Source organism: Kitasatospora sp. NPDC001225, assembly GCF_053597855.1.
The window spans coordinates 12144-28073 of the sequence record NZ_JBSFJC010000108.1 but is presented as its reverse complement, the minus strand read 5'-3'; the positions used below and the strand labels follow the sequence as shown (position 1 = coordinate 28073).

Annotated in this window: 11 protein-coding genes; 4 read left to right on the top strand and 7 right to left on the bottom strand. The window is 73.1% G+C overall.

The window, feature by feature from the left end:
* Positions 1-213: 213 nt before the first annotated feature.
* Positions 214-3069 (bottom strand): DEAD/DEAH box helicase, encoded by a 2856-nt coding sequence (locus ACWDCZ_RS29455; protein ID WP_375876071.1) that lies wholly within the window; start codon positions 3067-3069, stop codon positions 214-216.
* A 268-nt stretch (positions 3070-3337) separates the two neighbouring features.
* On the opposite strand from ACWDCZ_RS29455, the gene ACWDCZ_RS29450 reads away from it, so the two are divergent.
* The gene (locus ACWDCZ_RS29450) at positions 3338-3712 is read left to right on the top strand and encodes a hypothetical protein (RefSeq protein WP_117487195.1); all 375 of its coding nucleotides are present in this window, start codon (positions 3338-3340) and stop codon (positions 3710-3712) included.
* 105 nt (positions 3713-3817) lie between these two features.
* On the opposite strand, the gene ACWDCZ_RS29445 is transcribed toward ACWDCZ_RS29450, so the two are convergent.
* The gene (locus ACWDCZ_RS29445; protein ID WP_449817405.1) at positions 3818-4990 is read right to left on the bottom strand and encodes an aminotransferase class V-fold PLP-dependent enzyme; all 1173 of its coding nucleotides are present in this window, start codon (positions 4988-4990) and stop codon (positions 3818-3820) included.
* Between the two features lie 92 nt (positions 4991-5082).
* Between ACWDCZ_RS29445 and ACWDCZ_RS29440 the strand changes: the two genes are divergently transcribed.
* Positions 5083-7149 carry a prolyl oligopeptidase family serine peptidase gene (locus ACWDCZ_RS29440; RefSeq protein WP_449817404.1) on the top strand — a complete coding sequence of 689 codons (2067 nt, stop codon included), beginning with the start codon at positions 5083-5085 and terminating at the stop codon, positions 7147-7149.
* A gap of 226 nt (positions 7150-7375) precedes the next feature.
* On the top strand, positions 7376-9742 hold the full coding sequence (locus ACWDCZ_RS29435; RefSeq protein WP_449817402.1) for an immune inhibitor A domain-containing protein: 2367 nt from the start codon (positions 7376-7378) through the stop codon (positions 9740-9742).
* Between the two features lie 102 nt (positions 9743-9844).
* On the opposite strand, the gene ACWDCZ_RS29430 is transcribed toward ACWDCZ_RS29435, so the two are convergent.
* Complete coding sequence (locus tag ACWDCZ_RS29430; RefSeq protein ID WP_449817401.1) at positions 9845-11302, bottom strand: MFS transporter; 1458 nt, start codon at positions 11300-11302, stop codon at positions 9845-9847.
* A 65-nt stretch (positions 11303-11367) separates the two neighbouring features.
* Between ACWDCZ_RS29430 and soxR the strand changes: the two genes are divergently transcribed.
* On the top strand, positions 11368-11841 hold the full coding sequence (gene soxR, locus ACWDCZ_RS29425) for a redox-sensitive transcriptional activator SoxR (RefSeq protein ID WP_049651587.1): 474 nt from the start codon (positions 11368-11370) through the stop codon (positions 11839-11841).
* Between the two features lie 132 nt (positions 11842-11973).
* Here soxR and ACWDCZ_RS29420 read toward each other — a convergent pair whose 3' ends face one another.
* Genes ACWDCZ_RS29420 through ACWDCZ_RS29405 form a run of 4 tightly spaced genes read right to left on the bottom strand, consistent with a single transcriptional unit; the run spans position 11974 to position 15918 of the window.
* A complete protein-coding gene (locus tag ACWDCZ_RS29420; protein ID WP_049651588.1) occupies positions 11974-12975 on the bottom strand; it encodes an ABC transporter ATP-binding protein in 1002 nt (333 codons plus the stop codon).
* On the bottom strand, positions 12975-13973 hold the full coding sequence (locus ACWDCZ_RS29415) for an ABC transporter ATP-binding protein (RefSeq protein ID WP_049651589.1): 999 nt from the start codon (positions 13971-13973) through the stop codon (positions 12975-12977). Before ACWDCZ_RS29415 ends, ACWDCZ_RS29420 begins: the two co-directional genes overlap by 1 nt.
* Entirely contained in the window at positions 13973-14959 is a 987-nt protein-coding gene (locus ACWDCZ_RS29410; RefSeq protein ID WP_049651590.1) for an ABC transporter permease, read from the bottom strand. Before ACWDCZ_RS29410 ends, ACWDCZ_RS29415 begins: the two co-directional genes overlap by 1 nt.
* On the bottom strand, positions 14956-15918 hold the full coding sequence (locus tag ACWDCZ_RS29405; protein ID WP_380742329.1) for an ABC transporter permease: 963 nt from the start codon (positions 15916-15918) through the stop codon (positions 14956-14958). Before ACWDCZ_RS29405 ends, ACWDCZ_RS29410 begins: the two co-directional genes overlap by 4 nt.
* Between the last annotated feature and the right edge of the window lie 12 nt (positions 15919-15930).

Sequence of the window (15930 nt, the reverse complement as noted above, 5' to 3'; positions counted from 1 at the left end):
TTTTTATGGTAAGGGAGTTCTGTCGTTTGATTTTCTGATCGTTGGAAGGCCGCCAAGGCCGCAGGCCTGGCGGCATCCCACCCGAATTGATCCTTGGGGAGGCGCCGGGGCCGTGAGGCGGCAGCGGCTTCCCGTTCCCTTCGTCGGCGGGGATGCGGAAGAGCCCGCGCGCTCGGGTGGGTGAGCGGGCGGGCCCTTGCGGGGGTGCTGCGGTCAGCCGACGGAGGAGTAGGCGATGATGCCGCGGCGGAGGCCGTCGACGGCCTTGCGGGCGGTCTTGCGGAGTTCGACGTCCTCGCCGGCGGCGTCCTGGATCTGGCCCAGGACGTCGATCAGCTGCTTGGTCCAGCGGACGAAGTCGCCGGCCGGCATGTCGGCGTCGCGCAGGACCTGGTCGAGGTTGTGGCCGAGCGCCCAGCGGTAGGCGACCCAGGCGAAGCCCAGGTCGGGCTCGCGCTGGCCGACGCCCTCGGCGGTGTTGATCCGGTGCTGCTCCTCCAGGGCGTCCAGGTGGCCCCAGATCCGGACCATCTTGCCGAGCGCCTCCTTGGCCGCGCCCTCCGGCACCCGGGGGGCGCCGGCGTCGTCGGCCTGGCGGGCCTCGTACACCAGCGCCGAGGCGCAGGCGGCGAGTTCGGCGGCGGCCAGGCCGCTCCAGACGCCTTCGCGGATGCACTCGGAGGCGAGCAGGTCGAGTTCGCCGTAGAGCCGGCCGAGCCGCTTGCCGTCGTCGGTGACGGTGTCCCCGCTGAGGTAGCCGAGGTCGGTGAGCAGCCCGCAGACCCGGTCGAAGGTGCGGGCGATGGTGTGGGTGCGCGAGCGCATCCGGCGTTCCAGCAGTTCGGTGTCGCGGTGCAGCCGGTGGTAGCGCTCGGCCCAGCGGGCGTGGTCCTCGCGGTCGGAGCAGCCGTGGCAGGGGTGCTGGCGCAGTTCGGTGCGCAGCCGGGTGATCTCCGGGTCGTCGGCGGCGGCCGCGCGGCCGCGCCGGAACCGCTCGGGCTCCAGGTGGCCGGCCTTGGTGCGCAGCGCCGAGGCGAGGTCGCGCCGGGACTGCGGGCTGCGCGGGTTGAAGGACTTGGGGATGCGCAGCCGGTCGACGGCGACGACCGGGTGCGGGAAGTCGATCATGGCGAGCCGCTTGACCTGCCGCTCGGCGGTGAGCACCACCGGGCGCGGGCCGTCCTGGTAGTCGGGGTGGCGCGGGCCGCCCCGGCCGGAGCGGTTGACCGGCGGCAGGCCCGGGTCGAGGACCAGGGCGAGGCCGGCGAACTTGCCGGTGGGCACGTGGATGACGTCGCCCGGCTTGAGCTGCTCGATGGACTCGACGGCGGCCGCGCGGCGCTGGCTGCTGCCCTCGCGGGCCATCTCGTTCTCGCGGTCCTTGAGCTTGCGGCGCAGCTCCATGTACGCGTCGAAGTCGCCGAGGTGGCAGGTCATCGACTCGCGGTAGCCCTCCAGCCCCTCCTCGTTGCGCTGCACCTGGCGGGCGATGCCGACCACCGAGCGGTCCGCCTGGAACTGGGCGAAGGACGTCTCCAGCAGCTCGCGCGAGCGGTGCCGGCCGAACTGGGAGACCAGGTTGACGGCCATGTTGTACGAGGGCCGGAACGAGGACTTCAGCGGGTAGGTGCGGGTGCCGGCCAGGCCGGCCAGCGCCTCCGGGTCGAGGCCGCGCTGCCAGAGGACCACGGCGTGGCCCTCGATGTCGATGCCGCGCCGCCCGGCCCGGCCGGTGAGCTGGGTGTACTCGCCGGGGGTGATGTCGGCGTGGGTCTCGCCGTTCCACTTGACCAGCTTCTCCATGACCACCGAGCGGGCGGGCATGTTGATGCCGAGCGCCAGGGTCTCGGTCGCGAAGACGGCCTTGACCAGGCCCTTCACGAAGAGCTCCTCGACCACCTCCTTGAACCGGGGCAGCATCCCGGCGTGGTGGGCGGCGATGCCGCGCTCCAGCCCGTCCAGCCACTCGAAGTAGCCGAGGACGTGCAGGTCCTCGTCGGGGATGTCGGCGCAGCGCTCCTCGACGAACGCCCGGACGAGGGCGCGGTCGGAGTCCTTGTTGAGCCGCAGGCCGGAGCTGAGGCACTGCTGGACGGCGGCCTCGCAGCCGGCCCGGCTGAAGATGAAGGTGATCGCGGGCAGCAGGCCCTCGGCGTCGAGCCGGTCGATGACGTCCACCCGGCCCGGCGTCCAGACCCGGCCGGGACGGCCGTTGGGCATCGAGCGGCCCCGGCCGCGGCCGAAGCGGTCGCGCGGGTTGCGGTCGAGTTCGGAGCGGGCGAGCCGGACCAGTTCGGGGTTGACGGCCTTGCCGGGGTTCTTCAGGCTGTGCTTGGGGCGGCCGTCGCGGTCCGGGTCGGCGAACAGGTCGTACATCCGGTTGCCGGCCATCACGTGCTGCCACAGCGGCACGGGGCGGGTCTCGGAGACGATCACCTTGGTGCCGCCGCGCACGGTGTCCAGCCAGTCGCCGAACTCCTCGGCGTTGGAGACGGTCGCGGAGAGCGAGACGAGGGTGACCGACTCGGGGAGGTGGATGATGACCTCCTCCCAGACGGCGCCGCGGAAGCGGTCGGCGAGGTAGTGCACCTCGTCCATCACGACGTAGCCGAGGCCGTCGAGGGTGCTGGAGCCCGCGTAGAGCATGTTGCGCAGCACCTCGGTGGTCATCACCACCACGGGTGCGTCGCCGTTGACGGTGTTGTCGCCGGTGAGCAGGCCGACCTTGGCGGCGCCGTAGCGCTTGACCAGGTCGCCGTACTTCTGGTTGGAGAGCGCCTTGATCGGCGTGGTGTAGAAGCACTTGCGGCCCGCGGCCAGGGCCAGGTGCACGGCGAACTCGCCGACGATCGTCTTCCCGGAGCCGGTGGGGGCGGCGACGAGGACGCCGGAGCCGGCCTCCAGCGTCTCGCAGGCCTCCAGCTGGAAGTCGTCCAGCGGGAAGTCGTACAGCTGCTGGAAGCCGTACAGGGCGGTGGCCTGCTCCTGCGCCCGGCGACGGCTGGCCGCGTACGCCTCGGCGGGGCTGAGCTCCTGGTCGTCCTGGGGCTCTGGATCGGGGGTGTTCATCGCCGTCCGGGTGTGATTGGTGTGATCTCGCATCTCAGCGAGAGGTTACCCGGGTGGACTGACATCGATAGCACCGTTTTTCCGTGCGACGGATTCACTCCCTCGGCACACTCCCGGGATCAGTTCCCTCTCAGATCCATAGTTGCAAATGTCTTCAAGTGATCGGGACGGAGTCAGGCCCGATCGTCTCCGGTCATTCCTGGTGGAGGCCGGTGACGGCTCCCTACCGTCGTCGTCCGAGCCACCACGACACGGGAGGACCGCCACGATGGCGAACCTGGAGACGTCCCTCAAGGAGTCCATGGCGATCGAGGGCGCGATCGGCGTCGCCCTGGTCGACTGCGGCAGCGGCATGGCCCTCGGCACCCTGGGGGACGGCGCCGAGCTGGACCTGAACGTCGCCGCGGCGGGCAACACCGACGTGGTCCGCGCCAAGATGCGCACGATGGAGATGCTCAACCTGCACGACGTCGAGATCGAGGACATCCTGACCACGCTGACCCACCAGTACCACCTGATCCGGCCGCTCACGGCGCCCGGCGCACGCGGACTCTTCCTCTTCCTCGCGCTCCACCGCAGCCGCTCCAACCTTGCGATGGCCCGCCACCGGCTCACCCAGATCGCACTCGCGCTGGAGGTCTGACCCCGGGCCGACCCAGGAAAGCCCGGACGGACCGGCCCAGGCAGGCCCGGACCGACCCGGGGAAGCCCGGGAAAGACCGGACCGGCCCGGGGAGGACCGCCGCGCCTAGCCCTTCAGCAGCTCCGCCAGCCCGTCCGCCAGCCGCTCGTACTCCTCCGGCCGGTTGTACAGCTGCGCGCTGACCCGCAGCACCCCGCCGCCGGCCCAGGGGCGGACGGCGATCCGGGTGCCGAACCGGTGCCACACCTCGGCCATCAGCGCCTTCACCTGCAGCTCGGTCTCGCCGTACCCGGCCGGCAGCCGGACGGTGCGCATCCACACCCCGGGCGTCGCGGGCAGCGGCGCCAGGCCGGCCCGCTCGGTCAGCGCATGGCGGCCGTACGCGGCGAGGGCGGTGTTGTGGGCGGCCACCGCCGGGTGGCCGAGGCCGCGCAGCAGCTCGAAGCCGGCCGGGGCGGCCAGCCAGGGCGTGTAGTCGCAGGTGCCGCGCCACTCGACGTTGCCCGGGAAGCCCTTGTCGTGCTCCCAGGACAGTGCCAGCGGGCGCACCCGGCCGGTCCACTCGGGGCGGACGGCGAGCACCCCGGTGGCGCGCGGGGCGAAGGCCCACTTGTGCAGGTTGCCGAACCAGAAGTCGGCGTTCGGGTCGATCGGGGCGGGCAGCATGCCGGGGGCGTGGGCGCCGTCCACCACGGTGGTCACGCCGCGGGCGCGCAGGTCGGCGAGCAGGGCCGGGCCGGCGACCAGGCGGGCGGTGGGCGAGGTCAGCTGGTCCAGGACGGCGACGGTGGTGCGGCCGTCCACGGCGGCGAGCACCGCCTCCCGGACGGCCTGCTCGTCGGGGGCGTCCAGCGGGACGGGGGCCACCACGAGTTCGGCGCCGGTCTCGGCGGCCTTGCGGGCGGCGGCCTGGGTCACCGCGCCGTAGCCGTGGTCGGTGACCAGGATCCGGTCGCCGGGCGCGAACGGGATGCTGTCCAGGGCGATCGCGACCGCCTCGGTGACGTTGGAGACGAGCGCGAGCCGGTCCGGGTCGGTGTCGAGTTCGGCGGCGATCAGGGCGCGGGCGGCGGCGATCCGGGCCGGGAGGTCGGCGAAGAAGCCGTCCGGGTCCTGCTCGTGCTCGGTGCGCAGCCGGTCCTGCGCCCGCTGGACGGGGACGGGTACGGCGCCGAAGGAGCCGTGGTTCAGGTGCGCGGTCCGCGGCGACACGCTGAACAGCCCGTCGGCGGCGGGCAGTGGCGCCGGGGGTTCGACGGTCCGCAGGTCCTCGATCACGGTTTCCTCCGCTCACTGGCGCACACTGGTGTGTGACATTTCACATGACAGACTACTGGTCGGGACACGCACCGCGCGACCACCATCGGGCCGTGACCATCACCGACGCCTTCCTTGCCCTCAGCGCCCGTACCGGTCGGTTCACCTTCGGCGCGCCGCGTGCGTACACCTTCGCCGAGGACGGTACCCGGCTGCTGCTCCTCCGCTCCAGCGGTCCGGAGGATCCGGTCGACCGCCTCCACCTGCTCGACACCGCCACCGGCGAGGAGCGGCTGGTCGCCGACCCGGCCGCGCTGCTGCCCGGCCGCACCGGCCGGCGCGACGACCTGCCCGTGGTCGAGCGCCGGCTGCGCGAGCGCAGCCGGCTGGTCGCCGCCGGGATCGGCACGTACGCCGCCACCGCCGACCTCGCCACCGCCGTCTTCACCCTGGACGGTCGGCTGTTCCGCACCGACACCACCGCCGGCACCAGCGACGAACTCCCGGTCGCCGGGCCCGCGTTCGACCCCCGGCCGGACGCCACCGGACAGCGCGTCGCCTACGTCGCCGAGGACGCCCTGTACGTCACCCCCGGCCTCGAACCGCTCTCCCCCGCCGACGGCGCCCGCTGGGGCGTCGCCGAGTTCGCCGCCGCCGAGGAGCTCGGCCGCCACCGGGGCCACTGGTGGCGCCCGGACGGCGGCGCGCTGCTGGCCGCCCGGGTCGACGAATCCGCCGTCCCCCGGCGGTACTTCGCCGACCCGGCGCACCCCGGCGAGGCCCCCGAGGACTTCGCCTACCCGCAGGCCGGCGGCCCCAACGCGGACGTCCAGCTCTGGGTGCTCGGCCTCGACGGCACCCGGGTCCGACTGCGCTGGGACACCGAGGAGTTCCCGTACCTCTGCGCCGCCTCCTGGGCCTCCACCGAGGAGGTGCTGCTCACCGTCGCCGACCGCCTGCAGCAGAACGTGCTGCTGCTGAGCGCCGACCCGGCCACCGGTGACACCGCCGAACTCTCCCGCACCACCGACGAGTTCTGGGTGGACGACCTGCCCGGCACCCCCGCCCGGCTGGCCGACGGCCGGCTGCTCACCGTCCACGACACCCCGCAGGCCCGCGGCCTCGCGCTCGACGGCAAGCCGCTGGACACCACCGGCCTGCAGATCCGCCGGGTCGTCGGCCGACTGCACGGCCGGCTGCTCTGCGAGACCGGCGAGGGCGACCCGTTCGACCAGTACGTCCACCTGGTCGACCCGGACGGCGGCGCACCCGAGCCGCTCGCCTCCGGCCCCGGCCTGCACTCGGCGCTCGCCGCCGCCGACACCCTGCTGCTCACCTCGGCCACCGCCGACGGCGTCCGGCGCGTCATCAGCCGCGACGGCCACGAGCTGGCGCTCACCGACCTCGGCGAGCCGCTGCCCCACCGGGTGGAGCCGCAGCTCGCCCGGGTCACCGAACGCGCCCTGCCCAGCGCCGTGGTGTACCCGCGCGGCCACGTCCCCGGCACCCGGCTGCCCGTCCTGCTGGACGTCTACGGCGGGCCCGGCTACCAGGCGGTGGCCGCCGAGCCGCGCCGCTGGCAGCTCAAGCAGTGGTGGGCCGACCAGGGCTTCGCGGTGGTCACCGTCGACAACGGCGGCACCCCGTTCGTCTCCCCGGACTTCTCCCGCACCATCTTCCGGCGGATGTCCCAGGTGGCGCTGGACGACCAGGTCGACGCGCTGCACGCGCTCGCCGAGCGGCACCCGGACCTCGACCTCGGCCGGGTCGGCGTGCGCGGCTGGTCGTACGGCGGCTACTTCGCGGCGCTCGCCGTGCTGCGCCGACCGGACGTCTTCCACGCCGCCTGCGCGGGCGCCCCGCCCACCGACTTCCGGCTCTACGACACCGCGTACACCGAGCGCTACCTCGGCCTGCCGCAGGAGAACCCGGAGGGCTACGCCGACGACTGCCTGCTCCCCGACGCGCCCGGCCTGAGCAGGCCGCTGCTGCTGATCCACGGGCTGGCCGACGACAACGTCCACCCCTCGCACACCCTGCTGCTCTCCCAGGCGCTCACCCGGGCCGGCCGCCCGCACAACGTGCTGCCGCTGCCCGGCGCCACCCACATGACCCCGGGCGGGCTGCTGGAGCAGCTGGCCCAGGCCGAACTCGCCTTCCTGCGAGCTTCCTTGGGCTGATCCGCAGCAGCGCCCGGGCCGGATCGCGGCACTCCGCGCGACCTCCGCCCGGTCCGGGCGGGCCGCCGGGTGACGGCCCGGCAGTCGAAGGGCGTCGCACCCCCGGGTGCGGCGCCCTTCCGCTTGCCGCACACCTCTTTCACGTAACCCGTGACATGTGAAATATTACCTGCGCTTCACCTACCGATGACCGAGGCACCCCCATCCCCCGGAAAGGACCGGTCAGTTGCGCAGACTGTCCGCGGCCCTCGCCGCCGCACTCACCACGAGTGCGATAGCGGCCACCCTGCTGGGCACCCCCGCCCAGGCCGCACCCCCGACCCCCACCGCCCTCGCCGCCGCGTCCGCCGACGCCCAACAGGGCGCCGAGGCCCCGCCGGCCCCGCTCGCGCCCCAGGAGCGCGAGCGCCAGGCGCTGCGCGGCAAGGCCCTGGAGCAGCTCAACAAGGGCACCGTCGCCAAGGCCGCCGGCAAGCGGGCCCCGGCGAAGGTGAAGGTCGGCAACGACTACGTCCAGCTCGCGCACCAGCGCACGGACAAGGTCTTCGTGATCCTCGCCCAGTTCGGCGACCAGGTCGACAACACCACCCAGTGGAACGGCCAGCCCCGCTACGGCGGCACCCCCGGCCCGGCCCACAACCAGATCCCCAAGCCGGGCAAGGACGACAACCACACCCTGTGGTCGCAGGACTTCGACCGCGGCTACTACCAGAAGATGTTCTTCGACGACACGCCCGGCGCGGTGTCGATGCGCAACTACTACCGCACCCAGTCCTCCGGCCGGTACGACGTCGAAGGCACCGTCAGCGACTGGGTCACCGTCCCGTACAACGAGGCCCGCTACGGCAGCAACAAGGGCCCGCAGGGCTCCGGCGCCTGGACCCAGGGCCAGGAGTTCATCCGGGACGCCGTGAAGGCCTGGTACGACGGCGAGGTCGCCAAGGGCCGCTCCGCCGCCGACATCAAGGCGCAGCTCGCCCAGTACGACGTCTACGACCGCTACGACCACGACAAGAACGGCGAGTTCGCCCAGCCGGACGGCTACCTGGACAACGTCGTCGTGGTGCACGCGGGCGTGGACGAGACCTGGGGCGGCGGCGCCCAGGGCGCCGACGCGCTGTGGGCGCACCGCAGTTGGACCTTCCCGGACGCGACCGGGCAGACCGGCCCGGAGGGCAACAAGATCGGCGGCGCCCCCGTCGGCGACACCGGCCTGTACGTCTACGACTACGTCCAGGCGGGCGAGAACAGCGGCGTCGGCCTGTTCGCCCACGAGTTCGGCCACAACCTCGGCCTGCCCGACCTGTACCCCACCAACGGCGGTGACAACAGCGTCAACTTCTGGTCGCTGATGTCCTCCGGCTCCTACCTGGGCAAGGGTCCGAACACCACCGGCGGCTACCCCGGCGACCTCGACGCCTGGAGCAAGCTGCAGTTCGGCTGGCTCGACTACGACGAGGCGCAGGCCGCCACCCGCTCCACCCACGCGCTCGGGGTGAGCAGCTACAACACCGACCAGGCCCAGGCCGTCCTGGTCCACCTGCCGGACGGCACCACCCGCACCGACCTCGCCGACCCCTACGAGGGCGGCCGGCAGTGGTGGAGCGACACCGGCGACAACCTCGACAACTCCCTGGCCCGGGACGTCGACCTGCGCGCCGCCGCCGGCCCGGCCGCCCTGGACGCGGCGGTCTGGTACGACACCGAGCAGGACTACGACTTCCTGACCGTCGAGGCCTCCACCGACCAGGGCAAGCACTGGACCTCCCTCGGCGGCACCGTGGACGGCGCCCCGATCGGCAACACCAGCGCCAACACCCCCGGGCTGAGCGGCAGTTCCGGCAGCTACAAGCAGCTGCACATCCCGCTGGACGGCTACCTCGGCCAGCAGGTCCGGCTGCGCTTCCACGTCACCTCGGACGGCAACACCCACGGCCGGGGCGTGCTGGTGGACGCCGTCAAGGCCACCGCCGGCGCCGCCGTGCTGTTCGCCGACGGCGCCGAGAACGGCGCGAACGGCTGGACGGCCGGCGGCTTCACGGTCATCGACGGCCGCACCGCCGTCAAGCAGCACCCGCGCGCGTACCTCGCCGAGAACCGCCGCTACACCGGCTACGGCGAGTTCCTGAAGACCGGCCCGTACAACTTCGGCTACAGCGGCGTCGCGGGCAAGGCCAACGTGGTGGACAACTACCCGTACCAGGAGGGCGTCCTGATCTGGCTGTGGGACACCTCGTACGGTGACAACAACACCAAGGACCACCCCGGCGGCGGGCTGATCCTGCCGATCGACGCCCGTCCGGCGCCGATCCGCTTCGCCGACGGGACGCTGGTCAACGGGCGGGCGCAGACCTACGACGCGACCTTCTCGCTCAAGCCGACCACGGCGTTCACCCTGCACAAGGGCGGCGTCGCGGTGCGCGTCCCGTCGAAGCCGGCCGTCCCGGTCTTCAACGACCGCACCGGGGTGTACGGCGACCCGGCCACGCCGCAGCTGACGGTGAAGGTGCCGGACACCAACACGAAGATCGAGGTCGTCCGGGAGTCCCAGGGCGGCAGGATCACCACCGTCCGGGTGGGCCCGGCCTCCTGACCGGTACGTGAAGGGCCCCGGATCCCCCCGACGAAAAGGGATCCGGGGCCTGCTCGTGCGCCCGGGCCTGCTGGGTACCCGAGGCCGGCCGGGTACCCGGGGTCAGCGCCCCAGGCTGCGCGCGGTGCGCGCGGCGGTGACCACCCCCAGGACGGTGATCGCGGCGATCCCGAAGGTCATGTACCGGGCCGAGTCGACCGGGCTGTCCCCGCCCAGGTTGACCAGGGTGCCGGCCAGCGCCGAGGTCACCGAGAAGGCGATCAGCTGGGTGGTGTTGATCGCCGCGGCCGCCTTGCCGCCCTCGGCCGGGTCGCTGCTGCTGCGCATCGCCGCCACGCTCAGGTGCGGGAAGGCCAGGCCTATCCCGGTGCCGGCGGCGAACAGCGCCACCGCCCAGAGCAGCACCCGGAGCCCGGAGGCGTGCCCGGTCTGCGACAGCCCGTACACCAGCAGGCCGCCGACCAGCACCAGCGGGGCGACCCGGATCGCCAGGGCCCGGCCGCGGGCCGACTCGATGCCGACGCTGAACAGCTGGGCGGCGGTCCAGCCGGCCGAGGTGGCGGCGCCGAGGAAGCCGGCCACCAGCGGGCCGAGGCCGCCCAGCTGCTGGCCGAACAGCGGGATGAAGTTCTCCGTCACCACGCCCGCGCAGAGCACCGCGACGGTCAGGTAGAGCCACTTCAGGGGGTTGCCGGGCCGGTAGGTCTGCCGCGGCAGCACCGTCGCCGCCGAGCGCCGCTCGACCGCCGCGAAGCCCACCAGCAGCGCCAGTCCGGCGAGCAGGCAGAGCGCCGTCGGCCAGCCGGACGGCACGGTCGAGCTGACGCTGAAGACGGCCGCCGCCAGGGTGAGCAGCAGCAGCGAGGGCAGCGGCACCGGGCCGCCGCCCCGACCCGCGCCGGAGCGCCCGGGCAGCACCCGGCGGGCCAGCACCGCCAGCACCAGCGCGGCGGCCAGCAGCAGGACGTACGCCCCGCGCCACGCGCCGAGCTGGGCGAAGAGCCCGCCCAGCGACGGCCCGACCAGGGTGCCGACGCCCCACATCGCGGAGACCAGTCCGGCCGCGCGGGTCCACAGCCGCTCCGGCAGGGCGCTACGGATCACCGCGTAGCCGAGCCCGGCCACCAGCCCGCCGCCGAGGCCCTGCACCACCCGGCCGAGGATCAGCGCCGCCATCGACGGGCTGAGCGCGTTGACCACGGCGCCGGCGCCGAAGACCAGGAAGCCCAGGACGTAGGCCCGGGCGGCGCCGAGGCGCTCCAGCAGCCGGCTGACCAGCATCGAGGCGATCACGGCGGCCATCAGGAAGCCGGTGGCCACCCACGCGTAGTACCGCTCGCCGCCGATGTCGGCGACGATCGAGGGCATCAGCGCGGCGGTGAAGTAGAGGTTCATCGCGTACAGCGCGACGCCGCCGGCCAGGATCGAGGCGGGGGCGGCGTACCGGCGGGAGAAGAGTTCGCGCCACCCGGCGGCGGCCCCGGAGGACTGCGACTCCGGTGCGTAACTGCCCTGCTCAGCAGGGGCGGTGTCGGTCACTACGGCAGATGATTCGGTCACGTCCGGTACGCTAGGACTTCAAGGGAACTTGAAGTCAAGGAAGCCGAAGGAACCGAGGAGTCGCCATGACCACCGCGCCGGTCGACCTGCTGAGCGTCGGGGAGGTGGCCCGGCGGGCCGGGATCGCCACCTCGGCGGTGCGCTTCTACGAGGACCAGGGGCTGATCTCCTCCGAGCGCACGGCCGGCAACCAGCGGCGCTACCGGCGGCACGTGCTGCGCCGGATCTCGCTCATCCTGGTCGCCAAGCGGCTCGGCATCCCGCTCTCCGAGGTCGCCGAGGTCTTCACCGGCCTGCCCGAGGACCGGATGCCCGGCAAGCACGACTGGGAGCGCATCTCCCGGCGCTGGGCCGAGCAGCTGCGCGCCCGCCGGGCCGAGCTGGAGCGGCTGGAGGACGAGCTGACCGGCTGCATCGGCTGCGGCTGCGTGTCGCTGCGCCGCTGCCGGGTGCTCAACCCGGGGGACGAGCTGGCCGCCGAGGGGCCGGGCCCCCGCCGGCTGCTGCCGGAGGAGGGCCTGCTGCCCGTCGAGGAGTGAGACGCCGTCGATGAGTGAGGCGCCGCCGACGCGTGGGACGCCGTCGACGAGTAGGCGGGGAAGGGGTTGGAACCCGGCCGGACGCGGCCCTCGCAGGGTTCCCCGCCGCGTCCGACCGGGGGCTTGTGCGGCTCAGACCTCCGGGAAGTGGCAGGCCGCCTGCCGCTCGCCGGGCCCGGCGATCCGCAGCAGCGGCCGCTCGGTCCGGCACAGGTCCTGGGCCTTCGGGCAGCGCGGGTGGAAGGTGCAGCCGGGCGGCGGGTCGGCCGGGCTCGGCGGGTCGCCGAGCAGCACGATCCGCTCCCGGGTGCGCTCCGCCTCCGGGTCGGGCAGCGGGACGGCGGACAGCAGCGCCCTGGTGTACGGGTGCGCGGGGCTGCCGTACACCTCGGCCTTGTCGCCGATCTCCACGATCCGGCCCAGGTACATCACCGCGACCCGGTCGCAGACCCGCTTGACCACCGAGAGGTCGTGCGCGATGAACACGTACGCCAGCCCGAGCTCCTGCTGGAGCCGCTCCATCAGGTTGACCACCTGGGCCTGGATGGAGACGTCCAGCGCGGAGACCGGCTCGTCGGCGATCACCAGCCGCGGCGAGGTGGCCAGCGAGCGGGCGATGCCGATGCGCTGGGCCTGGCCGCCGGAGAACTCGTGCGGGTAGCGGTCCAGGTGCTCGGGGATCAGCCCGACCAGCTCCATCAGCTCGGCGGCCCGCTTGCGCGCGGCCGCCGCGCTCTCGCCCTGGACGAGCAGCGGCTCGGAGATGATCCGGGCCACCGTCTGCCGGGGGTTGAGCGAGGAGTACGGGTCCTGGAAGACCATCTGGAGGTCGCGCCGGTGCGGCCGCAGCCGGGCCTGGGAGAGCCCGCCGATCTCGGTGCCGTCGAAGGTGACGGTGCCCGAGGTCGGGTCGAGCAGCCGGACGATCATCCGCCCGGTGGTGGACTTGCCGCAGCCGGACTCGCCGACCAGGCCGAGCGTCTCGCCCGCGCCGACGTCGAAGCTCACCCCGTCCACCGCCCGGACCGGCGCACCGGGGCGCCCGGTGCGGCTCCGCCGGCCGGGGAAGGTCTTCACCAGGTCCCGTACGGACAGCAGCGGTCCGGCCGCGTCCTTCGTCGACGGTGTGGTCATCACAGCACCCCTTCCGGCACCAGCGGCAGGTGGCAGGCGGCCTGGTGGCCGGGGGCGAGCCGGTCGAGCACGGGGCGCTCGGCCAGGCAGCGGGAGTGCTCCTCGGCGGACGCCGCGGTGGTGCGGGCGCAGCGCGGGGCGAAGGAGCAGCCGGGGGCGGGGGCGATCAGCGACGGCGGGCTGCCGGGGATGGCGCGCAGCGGGGCGTCGTCGGTGTCGTCCAGGCGCGGCAGCGAGTCCAGCAGGCCGCGCGTGTACGGGTGCGCGGGCTGCGCGAACAGCCGGTCCACCGGGGCCTGTTCGGCGGCCCGGCCGCCGTACATGACCAGCACCTCGTGGGCGACCCGGGCGACCACGCCGAGGTCGTGGGTGATCATCACGACGCCGAGGCCGCGCTCCTGCTGGATCCGGGCGATCAGGTCGAGGATCTGCGCCTGGACGGTGACGTCGAGCGCCGTGGTGGGCTCGTCGGCGATCAGCAGCTCGGGCTCGCAGGCGAGCGCCATGGCGATCATGACGCGCTGGCGCATGCCGCCGGAGAACTGGTGCGGGTACTCGTCGACCCGGCGGGCCGGCTCCGGGATGCCGACCTCGGCCAGCATCTCCACCGCCTTGGCCCGCCCGGCCTTGCGGTTGGCCTTGAAGTGCACCCGGTAGTGCTCGGCGATCTGCTCCCCGACGGTGTAGAAGGGGTGCAGGCTGGACAGCGGGTCCTGGAAGATCATCGCGATCCGGCGGCCCCGGACGGTGCCCAGCTCCCGCTCCCCGAGCCCGTTCAGCTCCTGCCCGTTCAGCCGGATCGAGCCGGTGACGGCGGCGCCGCGGTGCAGGCCCATGACGGCGAGCGAGGTGACGGACTTCCCGCTGCCCGACTCGCCGACCAGCCCGAGGGTGCGACCGGCCTCGACGGCGAAGGAGATCCCGTCCACCGCGCGGACGGTGCCGCGCGGGGTGTCGAAGGCGACCTTGAGGTCCTCGACCTCCAACAGCCTGGTCATCAGTACCTCACTCTCGGGTCGACGAACGCGTAGAGCAGGTCGACCAGCAGGTTCGCCGCGACGATGAAGAAGGCCGCGAGCAGGGTGACGCCGAGGATCACGGGCTGGTCGGAACGGGCCAGCCCGTCGTAGAACAGCCGGCCGACGCCGGGCAGACCGAAGATCGACTCGGTGATGACCGCGCCGGCCAGCAGGCCGCCGAGGTCCATGCCGAAGATGGTCAGGATCGGCGTCATCCCGGAGCGCAGCCCGTGCTTGACGGTGACCGTCCGCGGCGGCAGGCCCTTGGCCCGGGCGGTGCGGATGTACGGCTCGGCCATCGCCTCGATCATCGAGTTGCGGCTCTGCCGGGCGTACATGGCCGCGTACAGCAGGGCCAGCGCGATCCACGGCAGCAGCAGGTTGGAGCCCCATTCGAAGGGGTTCTCGGTGAACTTGTGGTACGAGGGGTAGGGCAGCACGCCGGCCGTCCTGACCAGGCCCCAGATCAGCATGATCGAGGTGAAGTAGACCGGCAGCGAGGCGGTGCCGACGGACAGCACCATCAGGGTCTTGTCGATCGGCCTGCCCTTGCGCAGCGCCGAGGTGACGCCCGCGCCGAGGCCGAGGACCAGCCAGAGCACGGCCGCGCCGAGGGCCAGCGAGATGGAGACCGGCAGCCGGTCGGTGAGCAGGTCCCAGACCGGCAGCCCGTACTCGTAGGAGTAGCCGAGGCAGGGGAAGCCGCAGTGCACCGCGCTGGGGCCGGAGCCGTAGTCGCGGCCGGCGAAGATGCCGCCGAGGTAGGCGAGGAACTGGTCCCAGACCGGCTTGTCCAGGCCCATCGCCGACTTGACGTCGGCGAGCCGCTCGGGGCTGCAGGTCTTGCCGCAGGCGGCCGCTGCCGGGTCGTTGGGCAGCAGGTAGAAGATGGTGAAGGTGATGGCGCAGATGGCGAGCAGGATGCCCGCCACGCCGAGCAGCCGGCGGCCGAGGTAGAGGATCACGACCGGCCTCCCCGGGGGTCGAGGATGTCGCGCAGCGCGTCGCCGAGCAGGGTGAAGGCGAGCACGGCGACGAACAGGAAGGCGGTCGGGATCAGGAAGTAGGTCGGGTCGGTCTCGTAGTGCACGATGCTCTCGGCGATCATCTGGCCCCAGGACGCGGTCGGCGGGCGGACGCCCACGCCGAGGTAGCTGAGCGCGGCCTCGGTGGCGATCATGCCGGGGACGAGCAGGGTGGTGTAGGCGATGATCGGGCCGGAGACGTTCGGCAGGATCTCGCGGGTGAGGATGCGCCAGGAGCGCGCCCCGCCGACCTTGGCGGCCTCGACGTACTCGCGGTGCTTGAGCGAGAGGGTCTGGCCGCGCACCACCCGGGCGATGCCGGGCCAGGTGAACAGCCCGATCACCAGGGTGATCAGCAGGATCCGGTTGACGTCCTTGGCCACCGACATCATCGCGATCATGAAGATCAGCGAGGGGAAGGACATCGTGAGGTCCATCAGCCGGGACAGCAGGGTGTCGACGCGCCCGCCGAAGTAGCCCGCCGCGATGCCGGCCAGGGTGCCGGCGATCACGACCACGGCGGTCGCGGTGAACGCGATCAGCAGGGACACCTGACCGCCGTGCAGCACCCGGGCGAACAGGTCGCGGCCGCTGCCCGGCTCGACGCCCAGCCAGTGCCGGGCGCTGATGCCGCCGAAGTCGCCCCGGGGCACGCCGCCCAGGTACGGGTCGACGGCGCGCTTGTCGAACTCCTCCGGGGTCCAGCCGCCGAGGGCGCTGAGCGGTCCGGCCAGCGCGGTGATCAGGATCAGCACGCCGACGGTGATCAGCCCGAACCGGGCCGAGCCCTTGGCCCACAGCTGGTCCCAGACCAGCCGCCAGGGCCCGCGCCCGGCACTCTTCTTGGCGCCCCCCGCCGTGGCGTCGGCCACGGCGGCGGGCTCAGTGGTGGTACTCATCGCTGCCGGCCC